This is a genomic window from Nocardia sp. CDC160 (assembly GCF_035818795.1).
Lineage (GTDB): Bacteria > Actinomycetota > Actinomycetes > Mycobacteriales > Mycobacteriaceae > Nocardia.
In genome coordinates this window covers 23,539-46,464 of the sequence record NZ_JAYKYT010000003.1, presented here as the reverse complement: position 1 = coordinate 46,464, position 22,926 = coordinate 23,539, and the positions used below count along the sequence as shown (strand labels likewise).

Sequence of the window (22,926 nt, the reverse complement as noted above, 5' to 3'; positions counted from 1 at the left end):
GGGCGGGCGACAGGTTCCACCGACTTCAGGACTTGCGGGCCTGGAGGGTGTAGGTGAGGGGGAGGCGCTCGCGGTGTTCGGTTAGGCGCCATTCGCCGTTGGGGTCGCAGGTCATGCGGCCGGGGAGGGCTTCCCAGGGGACGGTGTCGTGTTCGAGGAGTTGGGTGAGGGTCAGGTCGGATTGGAGGAGGGCTTCTACTATTTCGCCGAGGCCGTGGTTCCACTCGTGGGTGGTGGGGTGGGCTACGACGGAATCGGTTGTTACGTAGGTGGTTTCGTCGGTGAATTCGGTGGGGTCGGGGGTTTCGAAGTAGGGGTAGCCGATGGTGAGGGCGTCGGTGCGGGTTTCGTCGATGGACCAGAGGACGGGGTGGCCGTCGCGGATAAAGAGGCGGCCGCCGGGGCGGAGGAGGGCGGCGACCGTGTCGGCCCAGCGGCGGATGTCGGGGAGCCAGCAGAGGGCGCCGATTCCCGTGTAGACGAGGTCGAATTGGGCTGGGCCGAGGAGGGTTACGGCGTCGTAGACGTCGCCCTCGACGAAATCGATTGGGGTGGAGGTGGCTTCGGCCAGTTTGCGGGCCTCGGAGAGGGAGGCGGGGGAGAAGTCCAGGCCGGTCATGGTGGCGCCGAGGCGGGCCAGGGAGAGAGTGTCGGTGCCGATGTGGCATTGCAGGTGGACTGCGCGGAGGCCGCGGATGTCGCCGAGGCGGGGAAGATCGAAGCGGACCACCTGGCTCAGGTAGGACGGGTCGGTCCGGAAGGCGTCCAGGGCGTAGTCGGTGGAACCGGCGTGCAGGGGAGCTCGGTCGTCCCAGTTGGCGCGATTGAGGCGGCGGTAGTCGCTCATGATGCTCGACTGTGCCACGACCGCGCGGGTGGGTTCAGCTGATTTTCCGGCTGCGTGTCGCGGGCGGCACGCCGAGGACTTGGCGTTTCGCGCGTGCCGTCGTCCGGCGCGTACAGCACCGAACTCAGCCTCCACGGCACCGAAATCCAGCTCTCCGCAACCGATCTCGACGCCGCCATCTCCGGCCTCCTCTCCGACGGACTAGCCGCCGCCGACCTCAACGGCGCGGTCGTCCCCAGCGGCTTCGTCCGCCTGGAAGCCTTCCGCACCGGCGTCCTCGACGGCGACACCGCGTGCCTCACCACCTATAAGTGACAGGTCGCGGTCAGCTCGGCAGGTGGGCTTCGAGCCAGTGGGTGAGGTCGGAGAGGACCTTGTCTTGTTCGGGCTCGTTGTAGATCTCGTGGAAGAGGCCGTCGTAGCGGATGACCGTTTTGTCGTCTGCGGCGGCTTGCTTTTCGAGGATGTCGGAGCCGGTGGGGGAGGCGAGGCCGTCGGCGGTGCCGTGTTGGACCAGCAGGGGTGAGGTCAGGCGGTCGAGGTGGGATTTCACGTATTCGCCCGCGCGGAGCATTTCACCGGCGGTGCGGGCGGGGACGCCGCCGTGGTGGACCAGCGGGTCCTCGTCGTAGGCGCGGACCACCTCCGGATCGCGGCTGACCAGCGTCGAATCCAGTTTCACCACAGGAAGATTCGGGAGGTACTTCGAGACCAGGGGAGCGGCGGCGCGCTGGATCGCATTGCCCGCCTCGATATCGATGGCCGGACCGGACAGGACGATGCCGGTCACCTCGGGCTGGTCGCGGACGGCGAAGTAGGCGACGGTGAGGCCGCCCATGCTGTGGCCGATGAGGAAACTCGGCAGGCCGGGGTGACGGCCGGTCGCCGTCGCGAGCATGGTGCGGACATTGTCGGCGGCGGTGTCGAGGGAGCCGATATTCGCCCGCGCGCCCTCCGACTTGCCGTGCCCGGTGTGGTCCAGCGCGTGCACCGCGAACCCGGATTCGGTCAGCCGCCGCGCCACATGCGCGTACCGACCCGAATGCTCGGCATACCCGTGCACGATCACGGCGACGGCACGCGGGTCGCCGTCCGGCAGCCACGCCTGCCAGAACACGCGGCCGCCCGCCCCCTGGAATTCGCCGGTCTCGTTGCGGGTCATCGCCGCTCCCTTCGGATCGAGGTGCTCACGCTGCCGGGATGCTGCGGCCATCGCGGCGTCCGCCCGAATTGTCGCGTACCGGCGCGGTCATTCTCGCGCATCCGCCGCGCGGCGGGGCGGATCGATCCGAAATCGCGTCCCGGGCGGGACATCGGCTCAGAAGCGAGCGACTCGATCGAGGAGCAAACGATTGAAGCGGATCAATCGGGCGTAGTCGGCGCGGGAGATGCGTTCGTCGGTGCCGTGGATGCGTTCCAGGTCGGCGGCGGTGAGGACGATGGGGGCGAAATTGCAGCGGGTGGCGGCCAGGTCGTCGTAGTAGCGGGAGTCGGTGGCGCCGGGGACGACGCCCACCGTGACGGCGATGCCCGGCACCACCTCGCGCGCGATATCGGCGACCAGCTCGAAGTCCGGGCCCGCGGCGGGATTGTCCGAGGGCTCGGAGGTGGTGCCGTCGAGTTCGATGGTCACACCCTTGTCGCGCACCACTTTTCGACAGTGCTTCACCACATCGGCGACCGAATCCCCGGGCAGGATACGGAAGTTCACGAACGCCTCGGCCTTCTGCGGCAGCACATTGGGTTTCACGCCGCCCCGGATCACGGTCGGCGCGGTCGTGGTGCGCACCAGGGCCTCGGTCTGCGGCCGGGCCGCCAGCACCCGCGCCACCACCGGGCCCGCCGAATTCACCAGTCCGACCAGCGTTCGCCGCGGTTCGGACATGAATTGCCGTACCCGCATCAGCATGTCGATGCCCACCGGCGTCAGCCGCAACGGGAACGGATTGTCCTGAATCCGCGCCACCGCCCGCGCCAGCCGACCGACCGCCGTCTGGCGTCCCGGCATGGAGGAGTGCCCGCCGATGTCCGACACCGACAGCCGCACGGTGGCGAATCCCTTCTCGCCCACCATGATCGTGGCCACCGGCACATTGATGCCGTCGGCGACCCCGGTGGTGATCACACCGCCCTCGTCCAGCAGCAGCCGCGCCCGCACCCCGACGGCCCCCAGCCGCGCGGCCATCCGGCCCGCGCCCTGGGAACCGAAGACTTCCTCGTCGTGACCGAAGGCGAGATACACGGTCCGCGCGGGTTGCACACCCTCGGCCAGCGCCTGCTCGACGGCCTCGAGGATGGCCAGCACCCGGCTCTTGTCGTCGATCGCCCCGCGCCCCCAAATGAATTCCGCGTCCACCACACCGTCGAACGGCGGATGCGTCCACCCGTCGAGGTCGTCGACCGGCACGACATCCAGGTGCGCCAGCAGAATCGCCGCGCTCTCGGAGTCGTCCTGCCCCGCGCTGCCCGCCCACCGATACAGCCGACTGTGCCCGAAGGTCTCCACCGCCAGATGCTTGTGCACCAGCGGAAACGACCGCTCCAGGTGTTCGGCGAGCCGATCGAATTCCGCGGGCTCGATCCGCTCGCGGTCCTCGTACGACACGGTCCGGCAGCGCAGCGCCACGGCCAGGCGCTCGGCGGTGACTTCGTCGACGGTCGGCTCGTCGGTCGGTGCGGTCCTGGTCATGGGCCTAACCACCGGTCCGGGCAGGGAATTTGATGGTCACAGTGGCATTGTTCACCACATCGGGGTCCAGCGAGACGGTCTTCCTGTTTCGCCACTTGACCAGGGACTCGCCCGTGTCGCCGGGCAGGTCGGGGGTGCGGATCGTGCCGAGCAGGGGCAGGTGCAGTTGGGCCGCGGTGACCGTGACGGGAGCGAAGGCGGGGCTGTGCGCCCACACGTCGTCGACGACATCGGTCACGCGAATGCCGAGGCGGTGTCCGGCCGCTAGCGGCCAGTCCTGGCCGAGCAGCCGAACCTGCGCGGTCGGGGTGACCGGGGCGATGCCGCGGGTGATGACCGTGGCGCGATTGTCCGGCGCGATGTCGTAGACCTCGACGGTGACGCTGGCCGTGGCGGGACCGTCCAGGTCGAGAGTGGCCGTGGCCGTGCCGGAGATGTGCTGGTCCTGCTCCAAAGGCTGGGAGACGGTCCAGATCTCACGATCCGAGCCGGGAATCAGTCCCCGGTCGTTGTAGCGGCCGGGCCGCAGATCGATATCGAAGGCCCGGCTGTCGGCGGGCGGCCACGCGGCCTCCGACCGCCAGCGGCCGTCGAACTGCCCGACCGTGACGCGCGGGCCGGGCACCGTCACGTCCTTGCCCGCCACATGCTTGTCGAAGAAACCGAGAAGCTCCGAAGTGAATTGCGGCGCACCGCATTTCTCGGTGCAGTCCTGGTGCCCCCATTGGCCGAACCAGGCCTTGTGCTCGCCGGGGCCGAGCGAATTCCACAGCTGGAACACACGATCGGCCTTGGTGTTGTAGTCGACGAACCCTTGGCCCAGGAACAGCGGAATCGTATTGCCGCGCAGTCTCTCCACGAGATCCCGGTCCCGCCACCACGCGGAATTCGCGTCATGGTTGGAGGTTTCGGCGAGGTAATGCGAATAGCAGGCCGGATCGATGCTGGAGGCATTCGCCTTGTATTCGTCCGAATCGGTCGGATACGGCGGCGTGGAGGCGATCAGCAAATGCTCGAATCCCGCGAAATCTCCCGGCCGGAAACCGTTTTCGCTGATCGGCTTGAGCGAGAACTTCCACGCGATGCCCTGCATGTAGAGGTATGCGTTGGGATCCACGACCGGTTCGAACGAGGCCACCGCGGCCAGCCCCGCGGGCTTCTCGGCCAGGCCCATCAGCCCGGTCCAGGCCTCGTAGGAGACACCATTCAGCCCGACCTTCCCGGTCGACCAGGGCTGTCCCGCAGCCCATTCCACCGCCGCCTTCACATCCGAGCGCTCACCCGCCCCACCGAAATCCGGGCAGCCGTTCGAGCCGCCGAACCCGCGCAGATCCACGATCACATAGGTGTACCCGGCCTGCAGGAACGTCGACACGGGCAGGTCATCGGTGGACGGCCCACCCTTGGGCCGCGGCTCACTCAACCGCATGAGATGCGCCCGATACGGACTGACGGTCATGATCACCGGCGTGCGCACATCATCGGCCAGCCCCACCGGCCGCAACACATCCGCGTGCAACCGCGTCCCATCCGCCGAGGTAATGAACTCCTCGTGCCACTGATACGCCGCCTCCGCCGCCGCGCGCCCCGGCACCGCCACCGCCCCCACCACCAGGAGCACGCCGATCAGCGCGCGCCACACCACCATCCGCATGATCACCATTTGACCTTGGTGGTTGCGCCCGCCGCGAACCAGCCCCAGGAACCGGGGTGCACGTCACCCGCGAGCACTTCAAGATCAAGGAGCTCTCAATGCGGAATATTGTCCGATTCCCCACCACCACAGCTCCCTGATCTTGGTTCGTGCAGAATTCGAGGGAGCGTAGGAGGGGAGTGGGAGATGTCGGAGCGGTTTCAGGTGGTGTCCGACCCTCGGCCGGAGGATGTCGTGTGGCCGGAGATGGTGTGGCCGGTGCCCGAGAATACGGTGCTGACGGGGAAGTTCGTGGAGTTGACCGCGACCGATCCGGAGCGGGACGCCGACGAGCTGTTCCGTGCCCTCGATCATGCGCGGGTATGGGCGCATGTCCCCGGGCGGCCCGGAGACGCCGGGGAATTCGCGGAGACGCTGCGTCAGCGCGCGGCGCTGGCAGATTGGCAGGTGTGGACCGTCCGCACCCGGCAGGAGATCGGCGGGAATCCGCCGGGAGCGATCGTGGGCGTGTCGGCCTACCTCGACGCCCGTCCACGCGACGCCGCGATGGAGATCGGATTCACGGTGTACACCCCGTCGGCCTGGGGTGGCACGGTGAATCCGGAAACCAAACTGCTCCTGCTCGAGTACGCCTTCGAATCCCTGAATGTCGGCCGAGTGCAACTCAAGACCGATGTCCGCAACCACCGCTCCCAGCAAGCGATCGCCCGCCTCGGCGCGAAATACGAAGGCGCCCTGCGGCGTCAGTTCCGCCGCGCCGACGGCACCGTGCGCGACAGCGTGCTGTTCTCGATCACCGCCGAGGACTGGCCGGTGGTTCGAGAAGGGCTCACGAACCGTCTCGGCCAGTCGGCGAAGTAATCACATCGGGCGCAGGTTGATCATCTTCCGGAGCCGAGCGCGGTCGCGTTCGAGCTTGCGGGCCTCGTAGGCGATCGGGAAGTAGCGGATGCGCTCGGGCAGCATCGGTATGGTGCGGCCGATGAGCCAGCCCAGGACGCGTAGGGTGCGTTCGTCGTTGGCGGTCCATTCCAGGCCGAGCTTGTCGCGCACGATGTTCGGGGTGGTGCCGACGGTGAAGAAGTACTGGAGGCGGCCGACCGGGGTGGTGGCGGCTCGCCAGAGCGGGTGTAGGGGGCGGGGGATCTGCTTGGGCGGGGCGATCTTTCGGATCACCTTCAGGTAGTCGTAGGCGACGGTTGTGACCTCGAGGTGGTTTTCGACCTGCTGCCAGAACCACGGCTCCCACTCGGCGTAGGTGGCTGGAATCTCCTTGGGGGCCACCGAGAAATTGCGCATGAGTTGGACGGTTTCCTGGTAGTACGCCTCTTTGTCGGCGTCGGTGAGCTTGTCGGCCGAGAAGTACTTGTTGCCCTCGGTGAAGGCGAACACCCCGGTGTGCAACACCCACGCCCACGGCCCCGACGACAGCGCCTGATGCTTGCGTCCGTGCGCGTCGGTGGTGTTCAGGCTGGCATGCATTTTCCGCAGCCGATCGGCCTCGGCCAGCGCCTCGTCACCGCCGTAGACCCACATCATCACCGAGGCCAGACTCCGCATGGCCCGACCCATCGGATCGGTGCGGAAGGTCGAGTGCTCGTCCACCACCGCGGCGATCGTCGGTTCCATGGTCTGCAACAGGAACGCCGAACCGGCCGTGAGGGAGAAGGTGATCAGGCCGATGTCTTCCCAGAGGCGGGTGTCCGGGCCGAAGGGGCGGCGTTCGGGGCGGGCCGACTGCTCGAGCTTGATGGCGGCGGTCATGGTGGATCTCCTTTGATCAACCGTTCCTGCCAACTGCCACTCGCCGACAGGATGAGAGACTTACTACCGAATATTCTCATCATGTCGGCCGAGTGGCAACCGTCACGTCGCCCGGAAACGCGAAAAGCCGGATGACGGGACCGGCCGGGTAACCCGGTCCACGCCATCCGGCGTTTCTACCCGCCGCCGGGTGAGTTCGGCTTCCGGCTGCGCGGCGTGGCATGGGTTGCCGCGCGGGCCGGGTGGCGGGCTGCGTCGTCCGATCCTGGATCAAAAAATCGGACGGCGGTCTGGGGTGTGACTAGGTCACGATGCGCAGCGGGTGCTCGATGAGCTCCTTGAGCTGCTGGAGGAAGCGAGCCGCGACGGCACCGTCGATGGACCGGTGATCGGCCGACAGCGTGACGCGCAGGATCTTGCGCGACACCACCTTCTCGCCATCCAGCTTCAGCTCGTCCTGGGCCGCGCCGACCGCGAGAATCGCCGACTCCGGCGGGTTGATGACGGCGGTGAACTGCTCGATGCCGAACATGCCCAGGTTGGAGATGGTGAAGGTGCCGCCGGACATGTCCTCGCCCTTGAGCTTTCGATCGCGGGCGCGACCGGCCTTCTCCTTGCCCTCCGCCGCGATGGCGGACACGGACTTGCGGTCGGCGTCGTGGATGACGGGGACGAACAGGCCCGCGTCGGTGGCCACGGCAATGCCGATATTGATCGCCTTGTGCCGCAACAGCTTGTCGCCCGCGAAGGAGACGTTCACGGCCGGGTCCAGGCGCAGCGCGGTGGCGACCGCCTTGACCAGCAGGTCGTTCACGCTGACCTTGCCGGAGCCGGTCTCCTCCAGGGTCTTGTTGATCTGCGCGCGGAAGACGAGCAGCTCGGTCACATCGATCGCACTGGTGAGATAGATGTGCGGGGCCTGCTGCTTGGACTCGGTCAGGCGCTGGGCCGAGACACGCTGGATGTTGGTCAGCGGGATCTCGTCGTAGTCGCCGGTCGCGGGCGCAACGGCGGGCGCGGCGGCCGGAGCAGCCGGCGCGGCCACCGGAGCGGCTGTGCTGCCCGCGGTTTCGACATCCTGCTTGGTGACGCGGCCGCCGGGGCCGGTGCCGGTCACGGCATTGATGTCGACGCCGAGCTCCTTGGCGACCTTGCGGGCCAGCGGCGAGGACTTCTTGCGATCACCGGATTCGACAGGGGCGCTGCCGTTTCCGGCGGCCGGAGCCGAAACCGCCTGCGCGCCAGTGGCGGGAGCGGCCGGAGCCGGGGCGGGCGCGGCGGCCGGAGCGGCAGCGGCGGGCGCCGGAGCAGCGGCAGCCGGAGCGGCCGGAGCCGCAGCCCCACTACCGTCACCGAGCAGCGCGATCGGCTCACCGATCGCGACGGTGGTACCCGGCTCGGCGAGGATCTGCTCGAGGACCCCGTCCTCGTACGCCTCGAGCTCCATGAGCGCCTTGTCGGTCTCGATTTCGGCGAGAATCTCACCGGCCTTGACCTGATCGCCGACCTGCTTGAGCCAGGCCGAGACGATGCCCTCCTCCATGGTGTCGGAGAGCCGGGGCATGGTTACTTCGGACATGTTTCCTTCCGGGTCTCAGCGACGCTTGCCCACGGCGGCAAGGGTTTCCAGGGCGGCCTTGTACAGCGAATCCGGCGACGGGAGCGCCAGCTTCTCGAGCGGCTTGGCGTAGGGCAGCGGCACCTCGGCCATGGCCACGCGGCGCACGGGGGCGTCGAGGTAGTCGAACGCGCCGTCGGAGATCGACGCCGCGACCTCCGCGCCGATGCCGTAGGTCAGCCAGTCGTCCTCGCCGATCACGACGGCGCCGGTCTTCTTGGCCGAGGCCACGATGGTGTCGCGGTCCAGCGGGCGCAGGCTGCGCAGGTCCACGACCTCGGCCGAAATGCCCTCGGCGGCCAGCTTTTCCGCGACCTGGGTGCACACGGTCGCCATGCGCGAGTAGCCGATCAACGTGATGTCGGTGCCCTCGCGGGTGACCGCGGCCTTGCCCAGCTCGGCGGCCGGAAGATCGTCCGGCACTTCGCCCTTGGTGTTGTAGAGCGAGAGGTTCTCGAGGAACAGCACCGGATCGTCATCGTCGATGGCGGCCTTGAGCAGCGCCTTGGCATCGGCCGGGGTGCTCGGCGCGACGACCTTGAGGCCGGGCACGAACGCGTAGTACAGCTCGATGTTCTGCGAGTGCGTCGCACCCAGCTGCTGGCCACCGCCGCCGGGCGTGCGGATGACCATCGGCACCGACGTCTGACCGCCGAACATGCCGTAGATCTTGGCGGCGTGGTTGACGATCTGGTCCAGCGCCAGCAGCGAGAAGTTGATCGTCATGAGTTCGACGACCGGGCGCAGGCCCAGCATGGCGGCGCCGATGGCCGCGCCGACGAAACCCTCTTCGGCGATCGGGGTGTCGCGCACCCGCTTCTCACCGAATTCGGCCAGCAGGCCCGCGGTGATCTTGTAGGAGCCCTCGAAGACGCCGATCTCCTCACCGATCAGGAAGATGTCGTCGTCGCGCTGCATCTCCTCGCGGAGGGTCTCGCGCAGCGCTTCACGGTAGGTCATGACAGCCACGGTGATGTCCTTAGAAGGTGAAGAGCGGATCGCCGGGCAGGCGACGGGAATCGCCCGCGACCGGGGTCGCGTAGTTGTAATCGAACAGGGTGGCCGGGTCCGGGTGCGGGGACGAGTCGGCGAAATCGACGGCCGCGCGCACGCGCTCCTTGACGTCGGCCTCGATGGCGGCGGCCGAATCCTCGCTCAGCACACCGGCTTCGAGCAGTCGGTCGTGCCACAGCAGGATCGGGTCGTGCCCGACGGCGATGGAGACGGCCTCCTCGGTGCGGTACTTGGCCGGGTCGACCACCGAGTGGCCCTTGAGCCGGTAGGAGACGGCCTCGAGCAGGGCGGGCTTGCCCTCGCGGCGCGCGGTCTCGATGAGATCGGAGGCGACCTCGCGCACGGCCAGCACATCGGTGCCGTCCACGCGCTCACCGCGCATGCGGTAGGAGGAGGCGCGCTTCCACAGATCCGGTTCGGCAGAGGACTTCTCGACGGTGGTGCCCATGCCGGTCTGGTTGTTGATCACCAGGAACACGACGGGCAGATTCCACAGCGCCGCGATGTTCAGCGACTCGTGGAAGGCACCGATATTCGTGGTGCCCTCACCCATCTGGCACACCACGACGTCGTCGCCGCCGCGGTAGTCGATGGCCAGCGCCGCGCCGATTGCTAGCGGAACCTGGCCGCCGACAATGGCGTAACCGCCGAGCAGTCGGGTGGCGGTGTCGTACATGTGCATCGACCCGCCCCAGCCCTTGGAGGTGCCGGTGGAGCGGCCGTACAGCTCGGCCATGACGCGGCCGGGTTCGATGCCCTTGGCCAGCGCGTAGCCGTGCTCGCGGTAGTTGGTGAACAGGTAGTCGGTGGGGCGCATGGCCTTGCCGACGCCGACGACGGTGGCTTCCTCACCCAGGTTCAGGTGGCAGTAGCCGCCGATCTTGGCCTGCTGGTACGCCTGCGCGGTCCGCTCCTCGAAGCGGCGGATGAACAGCATGTCGGTGTAGAGCTCGAGCAGGTCGTTGGCGTCCGCGCCGCCGAAATCGGCTCCGCCGAGCAGCTTTTCGGCGGTATCGGGTAGGGATACGTCAGCGGCCTTGCTGGCCTTGCGCGCCGACTTGCGCGGCGCGGCGGTGGTGGTGGTCATGAGCGAACTCCTCAACGCTTCCGGGGCGGCGCGACGTGAACCGGCAGGCCCAGCCCGACCAGGGCGGCCTCCATGCCGATCTCGCCGAGGGTGGGGTGGGCGTGAATGGTCTCGGCCAGCTCGTCGAGGGTCGCCTCCAGCGAGATCGCCAGGGCCCCTTCGATAATCAGATCCGAGGCCGACGGGCCGATGATGTGCACGCCGAGGACTTCCTTGTGCTTGGCACCGGCGACGATCTTGAGGAAGCCCTCCTGATCGCCGAAGGACTTGGCCCGGCCCAGCGCCGCGAACGGGAACTTGGCGACGATGACGTCGTGGCCCGCGGCCTTGGCGGCGTCCTCGGTGAGGCCGACGCTGGCGATCTCCGGGTGGGTGAAGGTCGCGGCCGGAATGACGTTGTAGTCGATGTGGGCTTCGTGGCCCGCGATGGTGTCGGACGCGACCAGGCCCTGATGCGAGGCGACGTGCGCGAGCAGCGCCTTGCCGGTGACATCGCCGATGGCGTACACGTGCTCGACACCGGTGCGCAGGTGCTCGTCGACGGGGATGAAACCGCGTGCGTCCGTTTCGATTCCGGCGACATCGAGGCCCAGCTGCGCGGTGTTCGGGCGGCGACCCACGCCGACCAGCACCACGTCCGCGGGCAGTTCCTGCGGCTTCGCGCCGCCGACGGTGACGGTCAGACCGTTAGCGGCTTCGGCGATGGCCGTGACGGTCGCGCCGGTCAGCACCTTGATGCCGCGCTTGGTGAACGAGCGCACCAGGGCGGTGCCGATCTCCTTGTCCTCCAACGGAACCAGGCGATCCTGCATCTCCACCACGGTGACGTCCGCGCCGAACTCGTGGAACAGGTTGGCCCACTCCGCGCCGACCGCGCTGCCGCCGATGACGACCAGTCGCTTGGGGACCTCGGTCAGACCGAACGCGCCGTCGGAGGTGATCACGCCGGGCAGGTCCGCGCCCGGAATCGGGAGGACGGCCGGGACCGAACCGGTCGCGATGATGACGTCCTTCGCGCTCACGGTCCGGACCGCGTTGGCGGTCGGGGCGGCGGCGTAGCGCGGGCCACCCTCGAAGATCGGCGACGGACCGGCCTCGACAACCTCGACAGTGGTCGGGCCGGTGAACCGCGCGTGGCCCTCGATGACCGTCACGCCATTGGCCTTGAGCAGACCCGCGACACCGTCGGTCAGTTCCTTGACGATGCCGTCCTTGCGCTGCCGCACCGCGGCGTAGTCGAAGCGCAGGTTGTCGGCGTAGATGCCGAAGTCGGCGGCGTGCGCGATGGTGTGGAAGACCTCGGCCGAGCGCAGCATGGCCTTGGTCGGGATGCAGCCCCAGTTCAGGCAGACCCCGCCCGGGCGTTCCTTCTCCACCAGGCCAACATTCAGGCCCCGCTGAGCGGCGCGGATCGCGGCCACATAACCGCCCGGGCCGCCGCCGATCACCAGAAGATCGAATTCCGGCACTCGTGGTGCTCCTCATCTCGATGTACTCACAGACCCGCCATCGGTTGTGATGCGGGTCATTCCGATCGAGTCTGTCGGTCACCAAATGCACAAACAAGGCTCTAGCAGCCCATATATAACGGGAATCGACTGTGCTGAGAGCACAATTCGTACCCGTCGGTAGCGGGCTTTTCGCGGCTCAGGAATTGGGCGTGCCGGACAGGTCCAGGGCGGCCAACGCGAGGGAAAGTTCCAGGTTGGACCGTTGGCCTTCCAACGGACGACCCAGCAGATGGGTGATGCGCTGCAGGCGATTGATGACCGTATTGCGATGGCAGTGGAGCTTGGGCGCGGCATTGGCGGCCGAGCAGTTCTCGGCCAGCCACACCGCGAGGGTCTGGAGCAGAATGTCGCGTTCCTTCGGCGGCAGTTCCAGCACCGGGCCGAGGGTGCGGGTCACCAGGAGCTCGGTGAGATCGGGGGAGCGCAGCAGCAGCGCCTCGGGATAGCGCTCGTCCAGCGAGACCAGCAGACCCGGAGTGTCCGCATCGGGGACCGTCTCCAGGGCGAGCACCGCCAGCCCGTGCCCGGTATCGACGCTCGCCAGCCCGGCGACCGCGGGCGAGACCCCCGCCCGCCCGCGAATCAACGGCCGAAGTTGTTGCAGCACAGCCGAACTGTCGCGATGTTCGAGGGAAACCAGGCCGACCGTCGAATCCACCCGGTCGTGCCACACCGACCGAATGCCCGAAACCCCCAGCGCCGTCTCGGCTCCCATGTGCAGCGGCGGCCCGCTCTCACCCCGGGCCACCACCACGAGATAGGCCCCGGTCGGCGGCAGATTGAGCTCGCGCCCGGCCCGCGCGGCGAAGGTCGCGTCGTGCGCGCGCCCGGCCAGGAGATCCTCCATGAGCGAATGCCTGCGCCGCTCATCGCTGCGCACCCGATCCAGCTCGGTATTGCGGTAGGAGGTGACCAGCGCCGACGACATTCCGTCGACCACCGCCCACATCACCGACCCCACCTGCCGGATCTCGCTCGGCCCGATGTCATCGGCCTTGTCCAGCAAGGCTTCCCACACGATCTGACCGCCCAGCCGGAAGGTCCGCAGCATGGCCTCCAGCGGCACACCCTGTTCCGCGCGCCGCCTGCCGATGGCCGCGGCCACGTCATCGCCCTCCGGATCCGGTTCCTGTCCACCCAACAGCTCCAGAATCCGCGTCAGATACCGCTTACACCCGTCCCGTAGATCCGCGCGAGGCACGGCCGTGTAGTCGGTCCACTCCGGGTTGTCGGTGAAAATGGCCGCCATCAGCCGTTTGGTCAGTTCCGGCACCTCGGCCTGGCAGGCGGCGGCCAGACGCTGGGTACCGAGCGTCGGTGCCGGATGCCTGGGAGCCGCCATGCGGTCAAACTTACGCCCGCGGGGGTGGGTGATCCGGTCAGCGGGTCTCGATCGCGCCCAGGACCGGCTTGATGTCGACGATGGGCGTGCCGTCGATGGCCTCCAGCCCGGCCACGTCGAAACCGGCGTCGCCGACCGCGGTGATGGTGACCTCGTGCAGGCCGATCGGGTTGGGGCGGTCGGGGGAGCGGGTGGCGAAGACGCCGGTGGCCGGGCGGGCGCGGTCGCCGCGCGGATGCACCGCGAGGGTGTCGCGGCGGGCGGCGTGCAGCCAGGTCAGCAGGACGACGCGCATGCCGGGGCGCAGATCGGCCGCGGCGGTGGCGAATTCGGGATCGAGGCGGATGGTGGCGGGTGGCGCGTCCTCGTCGGGCTGGCGGGGTGCGCCGGTGCGGTCGGTGAGCGGGGAGCTGACCCGGCCCACCGGGCGCAGCTCGAATCGGTCGGCGCTCTCGAAATGGTCGACGCCCTTGTCTCGGTCGACGCTGTCGAAATCGTTGGCGGACATGCGGTTCCTTCTAGGGGATCGGGGTCAGTGTCAGTAGGTCCCACGCCTCCGGGAACTGCCATTTCTGGCCCAGCACCTTCACGGTGTGGGGGCGGCGCTCACCGTCCGGACACAGGATCGTCCAGGTGGTCGTCTCCGTGAAGTGGGATTCCCCCGGGATCGTGATCAGGTATTCGTCGAAATCGGGATTGCCCTTCCGGCATTGCTCGAAGAGCATTCCGATCTCCTGTTTCGGCACCTTGTGCGCGCCGAACAGCACCAGGTGCTGCACCGCCCACCGGCAGGCTTCGCGCCAGGAATCGCCGAAGGTGTGCGGTGCGCCGGGGTTGCACAGAATCTCCACGATGAGATTGGGCCGGGCGTCCGCGGTCGGTTCGGGCATCCACGGGAAGTAGGCCTTCCAGGCCTCGTTGACGGCCATCGGATACAGCTGCGGCCCCGCGAAATACGCCGCCGGGTTGCCGATCGACCGCAGCAGCTCGAGATCGCCCTTGCTCCAGGTCGGCGGAAAGCTCCCGGTCTCGACCACCACCAGCCACGGCATGAGGGCACCGGCGACATTGGGGCCGAACACCTTCGGCAGGTTCAGCACCTCGCACATCGTGTCGATCTGCTCGGGCGTCGCCTGCCGCTCCATCCGAAAGTACTTGGTGACGCTGGCCACCGACTGATTCAGCGCCCGCGCGAAGTCCTCCCGGGTCACCCCGGCCGCCCGCGCGGTCGCGTCCAAGGCGTCCATCAACGACTGTTTCCGACCGAAGGGGTCCTCGATCCGGTCCATGGGCGGATATGTCCGGTTGCGGCGAGATCCGCCCGGCTGCGAACCGACCCTCCGTGGCCGCGAAGCCTTTTCGGCCATGTCGCTCCTCGCTGTGTGCCCTACCGACTTGCCCAAAATGGGTATATAGGATTCCGACACCCCGCAGCTAACCTCGGCTCGGGTCGTCGATGCCGCTGCGAAGGGGGCATCGGCATCGACGACTCCGTCACCGGCATCGTGCGAGATAGCAGCTCAGCGCGGTGCGGCCGCAGGCCTGCCGCAGGATCGAGCGCTCACCGCAGGTTGGCGAAGAGATCGGCGCCAACGGCTTTCACCGTCGCCTCGATATCGCCGACGTTCGCCCAGTCGGCGAAGGTGATGTCGGCGACCACGTTGCCCGACCAGAACACCAGGCGTGCTTCGGAGCGCCCGGGAATGGCCAGGGAAGCGCCGCTGATCAGAAAGGCGTCCCGCACCCGCGCCCCGAGATCGGCCGGTGCGACGGCGGCGATGTTCGGCGCGGTGAGCTGGGCCGTGTAGCTCTGCGCGAGGGACGATTTCGCGTGGGCGTAGGACTTCGACGCGGTGGACGTCAGGCGCAGCGTCACCTGGATGCTGGTGGGGCGAGTGAACGATTCGACCGTCCAGCTCGGTGTGTGGACGATCTCGTCCGGGTTGAACGGATTCGTCGGGCTGCGTTTACAGAGGGCGCCCGGAGCGAGCTTGGTGACCGTGGCGGCCGAAATGAGCGCGCACTCGTCGGCCGGGTCGTGGTAGATCGGTCCCTCGGCGGCGTCGGATGATTTACCGTGCACCACAAGGACCGCCGCGATCGCGATCAACGCGACGAGCACCGCGACTCCCGCGAGCCAAGCCCAGGTTCGGCGGCCGCGCGTCGGTTCGCCCGCACGCTGCCGGGACGCAGAACCCGTGCCGTCCATGTCTTCGACTCCGATCATCCGCTGTGTCGATCGGGGAACCCTATCGCACGCGCTGGTCAGCGGGTGAATCCGGCGGGCTCGAAAAGGCAAGGCGATCAACCGAATCGACCTTCGCGCGGACTTCGACCGCACCGCGGCGGCTCGGTTGAATTTCACGAAAGATTAACGGCCACACCATCGCCCGCTTGGCAGAATGATTTGCCGAGCGGAAAGGACAAAACCGATCCGCCCGGGATGTCGGAAAGGGAGTGGAATGAGCAAACTGCGCTGGCGGCGCTTTTTCACCGCCGATGTACGGGCCCTGCCGTCGGGTGACGCGCGAATGATCGCCCGCACGCCGCTCGCAATACTCGGCCCCGCCGCGAACCCCCGGCGGCGGTAGTCGATCATCCGGAAACCGCGGCGGTCCCAGTCGACACCGCCGCGGTTTCCGTTGCCGCCCTTGCGCGGATTTCGCGAGGGCATCAGTGCGATTTCCGCAGATCGGACTGTGCGCCAAAATATTTCGGGTCCGACCCGGATTTGACGGCGTATGATCGGCGACGATGGGCACCGGGAGTCGAAACGAGCAGGCGACAACCGACTGGGACGTGTTCGTTCACGCACTGGCCGATTGCCTCGCGAAACTGCCCTCCCGCGCGACTCTGATCTTGGCCGCCAGCGGCAACCGCTACGTCCAGATCCAGCAGTTCGACATCAAACTCACCGCCGAACTGACCGGCAATTACTATCTGGCCGAACCCATTTCCGCCGCCGCCGACCGCCGATTACGCGAGCTGGGCTGGACGGCACCCGTCCCCCAGCACGACATCGAGAACTGGCAGCGCACCCTGCTCTGGCATTCCCGCAGCGGCCTGGAAGACCTGGCCCGTTCCGTCGCCCTCGGCCTGCACGAGGCCCTCGGCGTCGCCACGCCCGACGATCTGCGCGCCACCGGGTGGTCCGACATGTCTCGCGGACTGGACCTCACCGCCCTGTCCGCGATCAAATCGGCTGGGGCGTCCTGAGGGTCAGCCCACCAGGTTCTCGTGCAGGCGCAGGATGGTTCCGGCGTCCAGGCCGAGACCCTTGGTCAGATACTTGCCGAAATCGCCGTACTGCTGCTTCATCTGATCGACGGCCACATTCAGATAGTCGTCGCTGACGATCTGCAACGGGATGAGCAGGTCCGGATTCTGCATGATCCCGGCCGCTTTCAGCTGCGCCCGCAGGGCGGCGTCCGCGGCGGCCCGATACTGGTTCGACAGCAGGTAGTCCTGGCGCGCGACGCTCTCGGGCACGCCCGCCGCCTGCAACAGCACGTACGTCATCCAGCCGGTGCGGTCCTTGCCCGAGGTGCAGTGGTACAGGATCGCCCCCGGCGTGGCCGCCACCTCCTTGATGGTCTGCCCGAACTTCGCCGTCGCGTCGGCGCTCAAGAAGTTGGTGTAGGCGTTCCGCATGATCTGCTCGGCCTTGCCGTCGCCGAGCAACGCCTGCTGCTGCACCGGATCCTTGGACGCGATCGCCTGCGCCGTCTTCAAATAGATGCCCCCGTCATCGATGGGCCGAGACACGGCACTCAACCCGGCGGGCAACCTGTCCGCCCCCATGCCCTGCACCTCGGCCGCCGTCCGGAAATCGACCACGCTCGTGATCCCCAACGTCCCGAGCTTCTGCACATCGGCATCGGTCAACTTGCCCAGCGCATCGGACCGAATCACCTTCCCGGACTTGGTCGGATCGCCCGTGTAGGTGATGTAGCCGCCCACATCGCGCACATTCACGGCCCCCTGCAACGTGATCTGCGTGGCCTCCTGCCGCATGGGCACGGGCGCTGCCAGCGACGGCACCGCCGCCACCCCGAGTACGGTGACGGCCGCGGCGGTCACGGCGAGAACTGAAATACGAAGTCGTGCAAAACGATTAATTTTCACAGCCCGGGACGCTAGGGCGGCTTACGCGTCGCCCCGACCCTTACCCATGGACTCGCCCGCCCAGCGGAACTCCGACCCCACTCACCGGGACATCCACTCGCGATCCGAGACCTCGCCGGGCCGAGGCCTTTTCCGGGTGCGGGGTGCCGCATTCGGCGCTGGAGAGACTTCCGGCCGTGGCGGGCAGGCCTTCGCAGCCCGCGGACCAGGCCGCCAAACGGTCGGCGAGCTTGTCGGAGAGTTGATCCAGGAACCCGTCGGGACCGGTGTGCGCGCTGGCGGCGGCCGCGTCGAGTTGCGCCAAGCGGACCTCGCGATTGCCCTGCAGAAAGTCGCTGTATCCGAGATGGTCCAGGCGAGTCTGCAACGCGCTCAACAGCTTTGCGATGCATCCGCGGGTGCGCGGGCACTCCGATTCGGCCTCCCAGAACGCGTACAGCCGGACCGCGACGGCCCGAATAGCGCCCTCGTTGGCGGGCGCGGCCAGCGTCATCGTGACCAAGGCCTCCACGATCAACAGCTTGGTCCGCCTGCTGAACCGGGGATTCCACGTCCCCTCCAGCGCACTCGGCCAGTGCAGCGACTGACAGGGATCGAGCCTTTCCGCATTGCGGCACAGCAGCTCGGCCCCCACCAACTGCACGGTGTGCTCATCGCTGCGCAGGGCCTTGTCGATGACGAGAACCGCTGTCTCCGAAGACACCTGCGAATTGTGCTGCTTCCACAGATCGACCAGCAGCGTCACCGCCAGCAGCTCCTGCCCGAGGTTCGTCAGCGCGAGCAGGCCCGACGCCACCACCGCCGGTGTCGTCTGCGACCCCTCGGCGGCGAGCAGTGCCCCCGCCCGCATGGCCGCGTCCAGCCGCAGCCGATCCCGCTTCTCCTGACTCCCGCGCTCGAGCCGTTTGTCCGCCTGCCGCTTGAAGATATGACCGATCAAGGCCACCGAGGACGTCAGCACCGCACCGGAAAAGGTGACCAGCGCCGCGACCAAGGTCTCGCTCGTCGGCCGCACGGGCCCAACGAAAATGACCCACCCGGCCGCCAGAATCACCAGCGGCATACCGCCCGACACGACCACCAGCTTCTTGTCGTCGGACATGGAACCGCACCTCGTTCGCCCCGCTCGTCACCGCTGGTCCCCATTGTCCCCGCGATCCCACCGAACCCGACCAACCAGCCGGTAACAGCTAGAGCGCAGCCCGAAAACGGGCGGAGCCCCACCCGCCGAGGCGGATGGGGCTCCACGAGATCGCTTGCGCGCCTTCGATTTAGACGTCGAAGTAGAGCTCGAACTCGTACGGGTGCGGACGCAGGTTGACCGGGGCGATCTCCTGGGTGCGCTTGATGTCGATCCAGGTCTCGATCAGGTCCTCGGTGAACACGCCACCCTCGGTGAGGTAGTCGTGGTCTTCCTCGAGCTTGTCGATGACCGACGCCAGCGAGGTGGGGGCCTGCGGGATGTTCTTGGCCTCCTCCGGCGGGAGCTCGTAGAGGTCCTTGTCGACCGGGGCCAGCGGCTCGATCTTGCGCTTGATGCCGTCGATACCGGCCATCAGCATGGCGGCGAAGGCCAGGTACGGGTTGCCCGAGGAGTCCGGCGCGCGGAACTCGATGCGCTTGGCCTTCGGGTTGGAACCGGTCACCGGGATACGCACGGCGGCAGAGCGGTTGCGCTGCGAGTACACCAGGTTGATGGGGGCCTCGTAGCCCGGCACCAGACGGTGGTAGGAGTTCACGGTCGGGTTGGTGAACGCCAGCAGCGACGGGGCGTGGTGCAGGATGCCGCCGATGTAGTGACGCGCCAGATCCGACAGGCCCGCGTAACCGGCCTCGTCGTGGAACAGCGGCTTGCCGTCCTTCCACAGCGACTGGTGGGCGTGCATGCCCGAACCGTTGTCGCCGAACAGCGGCTTCGGCATGAAGGTAACGGTCTTACCCTCGGCCCACGCGGTGTTCTTCACGATGTACTTGAACAGCTGCAGGTCGTCAGCGGCGCCCAGCAGGGTGTTGAAGCGGTAGTTGATCTCGGCCTGACCGGCGGTGCCGACCTCGTGGTGGCCGCGCTCGAGCTCGAAGCCCGCGTTCTGCAGGTTGGTCGAGATCTTGTCGCGCAGGTCGACGTAGTGGTCGTACGGGGCGACGGGGAAGTAGCCACCCTTGTTGCGCACCTTGTAGCCACGGTTCGGGGTGCCGTCGGCGTTGTACTCCGCGCCGGTGTTCCAGGAGCCCGAGATCGAATCGATCTCGTAGAAGGCGCCGTTCATGGCCGAGTCGTAGCGGATCGAGTCGAAGATGTAGAACTCGGCCTCGGCACCGAAGTACGCGGTGTCGGCGATGCCGGTCGACTTCAAGTACTCCTCCGCCTTGCGCGCGATATTGCGCGGGTCGCGGGAGTAGGCCTCACGGGTGAACGGGTCGTGCACGAAGAAGTTCAGGTTCAGCGTCTTCGCGGCACGGAACGGATCGATCCGCGCGGTGCTGAAGTCGGGGAGCAGCAGCATGTCCGACTCGTCGATCGACTGGAAGCCGCGCACCGACGAACCGTCGAAGGCGAGGCCCTCCTCGGCGAGATCAGCGGTGAACGCCTTCGCCGGGATCGAGAAGTGCTGCTGCACACCGGGGAGGTCGGTGAACCGAACGTCGACGTATTCGACCTCCTCCTCCTTGATGTACTTGATGACCTCGTCGGCCGTGCTGAACGCCACTTAGTACTCCTTACGGATCGGTTCCCAGCCAGTGGTGACTGCATGGGTTCGTCGCGACCACACGGTATGGATGCGGTGTTTCCCTGCAATCAAGGCTGTGTTTCGCCAGTGTTACACGCACAGCTGGCCGGGGGTTCGGCGGTGCCCCCGGGTTCGTGTGGACGCCGCAGCGGTCGCCGAGCAATGCTCGACCAGCACCGACATCCTGCCATTGAGCTGGCGGAAGCGGCTGTTAAGACTCTGAAAAGTTAGGGGGCTTACCGCGACTCGCCCGGTCACGGTGAGAATCCTCACCGCCGGGCATACGTCCAGCTAATCGAATGCGGGAGGGTTGCCAGACGGACTGGGCACTGGGTCGCACCCATATATGGTGTCGTCCTCACACCAGTGTCCGCGGTGCCTGGCAGCGGCCGTTTCCGGCGTCGTTCATCCCTAGTGCACCCGGCCATAGCCGACTATGATCTCTAACCGGGTCTCGTCCCGAAATTCGAAGCGATCCGGTTTCCACGAGCTTCCCATTGTCGGCGCGAGGCCATCCGCAGCCCGCGAATACCGCGAGTTGTCCCCGATCAGCCGCGGCATTCTCGGGCGTTGACCGAAGTTGCTGTGCGACAGGCGCGATCACGCTATTCGCTCGTCGTCTCGGCCCTGAAACATGGCAGCACAACTGCTTGCGGGGTCGGCGTCTGCGCGAATTCGACGTTATCGCAGAGCCGTTGTCGTTCGTGTTCGAAGCCGCAGTCGGTCTGTCGACCGACTGCGGCGGCAACACTGTCGGCGCATAAGCTGGGGCGCATGGCACGCATCACCGGCTCATGGCTGTCCGGACCGAACGCCGAATCCGGAGACAACCCGCCCGGTGAGTATCAGGGCAAGGAACTCGGTCTGCCTCAGTCCGGGCCCGGGGCGCTCGCGCCGTTCACGCGGCGGGTGCTCGCGCTGCTCGTCGACTGGTTCATCGCTATGGGGTTGGCGGCGATCATCGTGCGGCCCAATGCCGAGCACATCATTTCGAAGATGACGATTCCCAAGGGGCAGCAGCCGCCCTCACACTTCGAGGTGATCACCCAGGCGCTGTCGACGCCGACGCTGCTGGTCTGGTTCGTGCTGGGTATCGCGGCGGTCACCCTGTTCGGGTTCACGCCGGGCCAATACTTCCTGAAGCTGCGCGTGAGTCGCGTGGACGCCGACGCACCGGTCGGGTTCGTTCGCGCGCTGGTGCGCCAGCTCATTCTCGTGTTCGTCATCCCCGCGCTGTTCACCGACTCCGACGGTCGCGGCATGCACGACCGGGCCACCGGCACCGGGCTCGTCTACAGCCGCTGACGCCTCACGAAATCCTCACGACGGCGATGTGACCATGGTTGCGCGCTGCCGGAACCGCGCGCTCATGTCACGAATTTTCGCTCGAGACGATTCGATTACGTGAGCCTGCGCCGAGTTGGCGCGAATTTCGCCCGTTACCTGCGATGCTGTTGGGGAACTGTGTGGTGAGACGTTGCCGAATGTTCACCGCAGTTTGCTTTCAATCGGTATGGTGGCGGCGATTTGCCGTGACACACCGCTAGGTCGGTTCCACGGCAGGTAGCTATGTAAGTGCTGATGGAGGATCGATGGTCGAGGACTACAGGGCGGCCGCGCGGAGATTCAGCCGACGGTCCCTGTTCGCGACCACGGGTCTGATCGGTCTGGCGGCGGCGGGTGCCGCCGTGAGCGCGGGGGTGAACGCGTCGGCCGACGCCGACGACGTCAAGCGCACCCTGCACGCGGACGAGATCGGGCAGACCGTGCTCGGTATCAACCCCGTAATACGCACCGAACGCGTGTACTCGCAGGCCCGCGGGCGCGACGTGGACTTGGTCACCATCCTGCCGCCGGGCGTCCCCACCGAGAACCTGCCCATGTCGCTGCTGCTGCACGGTCTGCACGGCACCGCCCGCACCGCGGCCGTCGGCAATATCGCGAACATCCTCGCCGCCGGTGTGGCCTCGCGACTGTGCCCGGCCTTCGGCTTCGTCGCCCTCGACGGCGGCGACAACTACTGGCACGACCACGGCACCGGCGACGATCCGATGTCCATGCTGCTCAACGAGGTTCCCGGCTGGCTGGCCCAGCGCCGCCTGGGCGCGCCCGGCGGGATGCCGTTCGCGGTGACCGGCACCTCGATGGGCGGATTCGGGGCGTTCGTGTACGCGCGCCGCCGCTTCGAACAGGGCCGTCCGGTGAACGCGGTGGCCACCATGTCGCCGGGGCTGCTCACCTCGTGGACCGAAATGGCCAAGCGCAAGGCCTTCCTCAATGCCGACCAGTGGGCCGCGCTCGACCCGCTGCGCAATCTCGACAAGCTCGGCCCGGCCCCAATCGGCCTGTGGTGCGGGGATCGTGACCGGTTCATCGAGGGCTGCCGCAAATTCATCGCCGCCGCCAAGCCCGAAGTCGGCCTGATCACGCCCGGCGCGCACACCGACGAATACTGGAGCACCGTCACCCCCGACGTGGTCCGCTTCCTTTCGCGCCACGTCGGCTGACCCGCTGCCACATTGCGGTCCCGGCAGGCTTGTGGCCGG

General features: G+C 67.4%; 21 protein-coding genes and 1 pseudogene. 6 read left to right on the top strand and 16 right to left on the bottom strand.

Annotated elements, in window-relative coordinates:
* Positions 1–25: 25 nt before the first annotated feature.
* Positions 26–850, bottom strand: coding sequence for a class I SAM-dependent methyltransferase (locus tag VMT40_RS14790; protein WP_326360191.1), 825 nt, complete (start codon positions 848–850; stop codon positions 26–28).
* Positions 851–949: 99 nt separating this feature from the next.
* Here VMT40_RS14790 and VMT40_RS14785 point away from each other — a divergent pair.
* Positions 950–1,162: pseudogene (locus tag VMT40_RS14785) on the top strand (metallopeptidase); the annotation flags it as partial.
* A 10-nt stretch (positions 1,163–1,172) separates the two neighbouring features.
* Here VMT40_RS14785 and VMT40_RS14780 read toward each other — a convergent pair.
* The 3 genes from VMT40_RS14780 to VMT40_RS14770 all read right to left on the bottom strand — a co-directional run bounded on the left by VMT40_RS14780 (position 1,173) and on the right by VMT40_RS14770 (position 5,199).
* Positions 1,173–2,009: an alpha/beta hydrolase gene (locus VMT40_RS14780; RefSeq protein WP_326358678.1), complete on the bottom strand. Its 837-nt coding sequence runs from the start codon at positions 2,007–2,009 to the stop codon at positions 1,173–1,175.
* Between the two features lie 156 nt (positions 2,010–2,165).
* On the bottom strand, positions 2,166–3,536 hold the full coding sequence (locus tag VMT40_RS14775) for a M20/M25/M40 family metallo-hydrolase (RefSeq protein ID WP_326358676.1): 1,371 nt from the start codon (positions 3,534–3,536) through the stop codon (positions 2,166–2,168).
* A 4-nt stretch (positions 3,537–3,540) separates the two neighbouring features.
* Complete coding sequence (locus VMT40_RS14770) at positions 3,541–5,199, bottom strand: CocE/NonD family hydrolase (protein WP_326358675.1); 1,659 nt, start codon at positions 5,197–5,199, stop codon at positions 3,541–3,543.
* A gap of 177 nt (positions 5,200–5,376) precedes the next feature.
* Here VMT40_RS14770 and VMT40_RS14765 point away from each other — a divergent pair, with 177 nt between their 5' ends.
* A complete protein-coding gene (locus VMT40_RS14765; protein ID WP_326358674.1) occupies positions 5,377–6,051 on the top strand; it encodes a GNAT family N-acetyltransferase in 675 nt (224 codons plus the stop codon).
* On the opposite strand, the gene VMT40_RS14760 is transcribed toward VMT40_RS14765, so the two are convergent.
* The 9 genes from VMT40_RS14760 to VMT40_RS14720 form a co-directional block, all read right to left on the bottom strand.
* A complete protein-coding gene (locus VMT40_RS14760; protein ID WP_326358673.1) occupies positions 6,052–6,954 on the bottom strand; it encodes an oxygenase MpaB family protein in 903 nt (300 codons plus the stop codon).
* A gap of 301 nt (positions 6,955–7,255) precedes the next feature.
* On the bottom strand, positions 7,256–8,533 hold the full coding sequence (locus tag VMT40_RS14755; protein WP_326358672.1) for a dihydrolipoamide acetyltransferase family protein: 1,278 nt from the start codon (positions 8,531–8,533) through the stop codon (positions 7,256–7,258).
* Between the two features lie 15 nt (positions 8,534–8,548).
* Positions 8,549–9,532, bottom strand: coding sequence for an alpha-ketoacid dehydrogenase subunit beta (locus VMT40_RS14750; RefSeq protein WP_326307352.1), 984 nt, complete (start codon positions 9,530–9,532; stop codon positions 8,549–8,551).
* A gap of 19 nt (positions 9,533–9,551) precedes the next feature.
* Entirely contained in the window at positions 9,552–10,673 is a 1,122-nt protein-coding gene (pdhA, locus tag VMT40_RS14745) for a pyruvate dehydrogenase (acetyl-transferring) E1 component subunit alpha (protein WP_326358671.1), read from the bottom strand.
* A gap of 11 nt (positions 10,674–10,684) precedes the next feature.
* Entirely contained in the window at positions 10,685–12,142 is a 1,458-nt protein-coding gene (gene lpdA, locus VMT40_RS14740) for a dihydrolipoyl dehydrogenase (protein WP_326358669.1), read from the bottom strand.
* 178 nt (positions 12,143–12,320) lie between these two features.
* The gene (locus tag VMT40_RS14735; protein ID WP_326358668.1) at positions 12,321–13,526 is read right to left on the bottom strand and encodes a PucR family transcriptional regulator; all 1,206 of its coding nucleotides are present in this window, start codon (positions 13,524–13,526) and stop codon (positions 12,321–12,323) included.
* A gap of 37 nt (positions 13,527–13,563) precedes the next feature.
* On the bottom strand, positions 13,564–14,034 hold the full coding sequence (gene tsaA / locus VMT40_RS14730; protein ID WP_326358667.1) for a tRNA (N6-threonylcarbamoyladenosine(37)-N6)-methyltransferase TrmO: 471 nt from the start codon (positions 14,032–14,034) through the stop codon (positions 13,564–13,566).
* A gap of 10 nt (positions 14,035–14,044) precedes the next feature.
* Complete coding sequence (locus VMT40_RS14725; RefSeq protein WP_326358666.1) at positions 14,045–14,815, bottom strand: helix-turn-helix domain-containing protein; 771 nt, start codon at positions 14,813–14,815, stop codon at positions 14,045–14,047.
* 272 nt (positions 14,816–15,087) lie between these two features.
* Entirely contained in the window at positions 15,088–15,753 is a 666-nt protein-coding gene (locus tag VMT40_RS14720; RefSeq protein WP_326358664.1) for a hypothetical protein, read from the bottom strand.
* 235 nt (positions 15,754–15,988) lie between these two features.
* Between VMT40_RS14720 and VMT40_RS14715 the strand changes: the two genes are divergently transcribed.
* Both VMT40_RS14715 and VMT40_RS14710 read left to right on the top strand, forming a co-directional pair.
* A complete protein-coding gene (locus VMT40_RS14715) occupies positions 15,989–16,117 on the top strand; it encodes a hypothetical protein (RefSeq protein WP_326358663.1) in 129 nt (42 codons plus the stop codon).
* A gap of 163 nt (positions 16,118–16,280) precedes the next feature.
* A complete protein-coding gene (locus tag VMT40_RS14710; protein WP_326358661.1) occupies positions 16,281–16,742 on the top strand; it encodes a TY-Chap domain-containing protein in 462 nt (153 codons plus the stop codon).
* Between the two features lie 3 nt (positions 16,743–16,745).
* Here the strand turns inward: VMT40_RS14710 and VMT40_RS14705 are convergent, their stop codons facing one another.
* The 3 genes from VMT40_RS14705 to glnA form a co-directional block, all read right to left on the bottom strand.
* Positions 16,746–17,606, bottom strand: a complete 861-nt coding sequence (locus VMT40_RS14705) for a tyrosine-protein phosphatase (RefSeq protein ID WP_326358660.1) — start codon at positions 17,604–17,606, stop codon at positions 16,746–16,748.
* An 85-nt stretch (positions 17,607–17,691) separates the two neighbouring features.
* Positions 17,692–18,753, bottom strand: a complete 1,062-nt coding sequence (locus tag VMT40_RS14700; protein ID WP_326358658.1) for a hypothetical protein — start codon at positions 18,751–18,753, stop codon at positions 17,692–17,694.
* Between the two features lie 169 nt (positions 18,754–18,922).
* Positions 18,923–20,359, bottom strand: a complete 1,437-nt coding sequence (glnA, locus tag VMT40_RS14695) for a type I glutamate--ammonia ligase (RefSeq protein ID WP_326358657.1) — start codon at positions 20,357–20,359, stop codon at positions 18,923–18,925.
* A 795-nt stretch (positions 20,360–21,154) separates the two neighbouring features.
* On the opposite strand from glnA, the gene VMT40_RS14690 reads away from it, so the two are divergent.
* Complete coding sequence (locus VMT40_RS14690; protein ID WP_326358655.1) at positions 21,155–21,685, top strand: RDD family protein; 531 nt, start codon at positions 21,155–21,157, stop codon at positions 21,683–21,685.
* Between the two features lie 287 nt (positions 21,686–21,972).
* The gene (locus VMT40_RS14685; RefSeq protein WP_326358654.1) at positions 21,973–22,887 is read left to right on the top strand and encodes an alpha/beta hydrolase; all 915 of its coding nucleotides are present in this window, start codon (positions 21,973–21,975) and stop codon (positions 22,885–22,887) included.
* Positions 22,888–22,926 lie beyond the last annotated feature (39 nt).

What these genes read in the sequence shown, in the direction of transcription:
- VMT40_RS14770 (WP_326358675.1), bottom strand. Translation starts at nt 5,199, where the DNA reads ATGGTGATCATGCGGATGGTGGTGTGGCGCGCGCTGATCGGCGTGCTC.
- VMT40_RS14775 (WP_326358676.1), bottom strand. Translation starts at nt 3,536, where the DNA reads ATGACCAGGACCGCACCGACCGACGAGCCGACCGTCGACGAAGTCACC.
- VMT40_RS14765 (WP_326358674.1), top strand. Translation starts at nt 5,377, where the DNA reads ATGTCGGAGCGGTTTCAGGTGGTGTCCGACCCTCGGCCGGAGGATGTC.
- VMT40_RS14750 (WP_326307352.1), bottom strand. Translation starts at nt 9,532, where the DNA reads ATGACCTACCGTGAAGCGCTGCGCGAGACCCTCCGCGAGGAGATGCAG.
- VMT40_RS14715 (WP_326358663.1), top strand. Translation starts at nt 15,989, where the DNA reads ATGAGCAAACTGCGCTGGCGGCGCTTTTTCACCGCCGATGTACGGGCC.
- VMT40_RS14710 (WP_326358661.1), top strand. Translation starts at nt 16,281, where the DNA reads ATGGGCACCGGGAGTCGAAACGAGCAGGCGACAACCGACTGGGACGTG.
- VMT40_RS14725 (WP_326358666.1), bottom strand. Translation starts at nt 14,815, where the DNA reads ATGGACCGGATCGAGGACCCCTTCGGTCGGAAACAGTCGTTGATGGAC.
- tsaA (WP_326358667.1), bottom strand. Translation starts at nt 14,034, where the DNA reads ATGTCCGCCAACGATTTCGACAGCGTCGACCGAGACAAGGGCGTCGAC.
- VMT40_RS14755 (WP_326358672.1), bottom strand. Translation starts at nt 8,533, where the DNA reads ATGTCCGAAGTAACCATGCCCCGGCTCTCCGACACCATGGAGGAGGGC.
- VMT40_RS14700 (WP_326358658.1), bottom strand. Translation starts at nt 18,753, where the DNA reads ATGTCCGACGACAAGAAGCTGGTGGTCGTGTCGGGCGGTATGCCGCTG.
- VMT40_RS14735 (WP_326358668.1), bottom strand. Translation starts at nt 13,526, where the DNA reads ATGGCGGCTCCCAGGCATCCGGCACCGACGCTCGGTACCCAGCGTCTG.
- VMT40_RS14720 (WP_326358664.1), bottom strand. Translation starts at nt 15,753, where the DNA reads ATGATCGGAGTCGAAGACATGGACGGCACGGGTTCTGCGTCCCGGCAG.
- pdhA (WP_326358671.1), bottom strand. Translation starts at nt 10,673, where the DNA reads ATGACCACCACCACCGCCGCGCCGCGCAAGTCGGCGCGCAAGGCCAGC.
- VMT40_RS14780 (WP_326358678.1), bottom strand. Translation starts at nt 2,009, where the DNA reads ATGACCCGCAACGAGACCGGCGAATTCCAGGGGGCGGGCGGCCGCGTG.
- VMT40_RS14690 (WP_326358655.1), top strand. Translation starts at nt 21,155, where the DNA reads ATGGCACGCATCACCGGCTCATGGCTGTCCGGACCGAACGCCGAATCC.
- VMT40_RS14685 (WP_326358654.1), top strand. Translation starts at nt 21,973, where the DNA reads ATGGTCGAGGACTACAGGGCGGCCGCGCGGAGATTCAGCCGACGGTCC.
- VMT40_RS14760 (WP_326358673.1), bottom strand. Translation starts at nt 6,954, where the DNA reads ATGACCGCCGCCATCAAGCTCGAGCAGTCGGCCCGCCCCGAACGCCGC.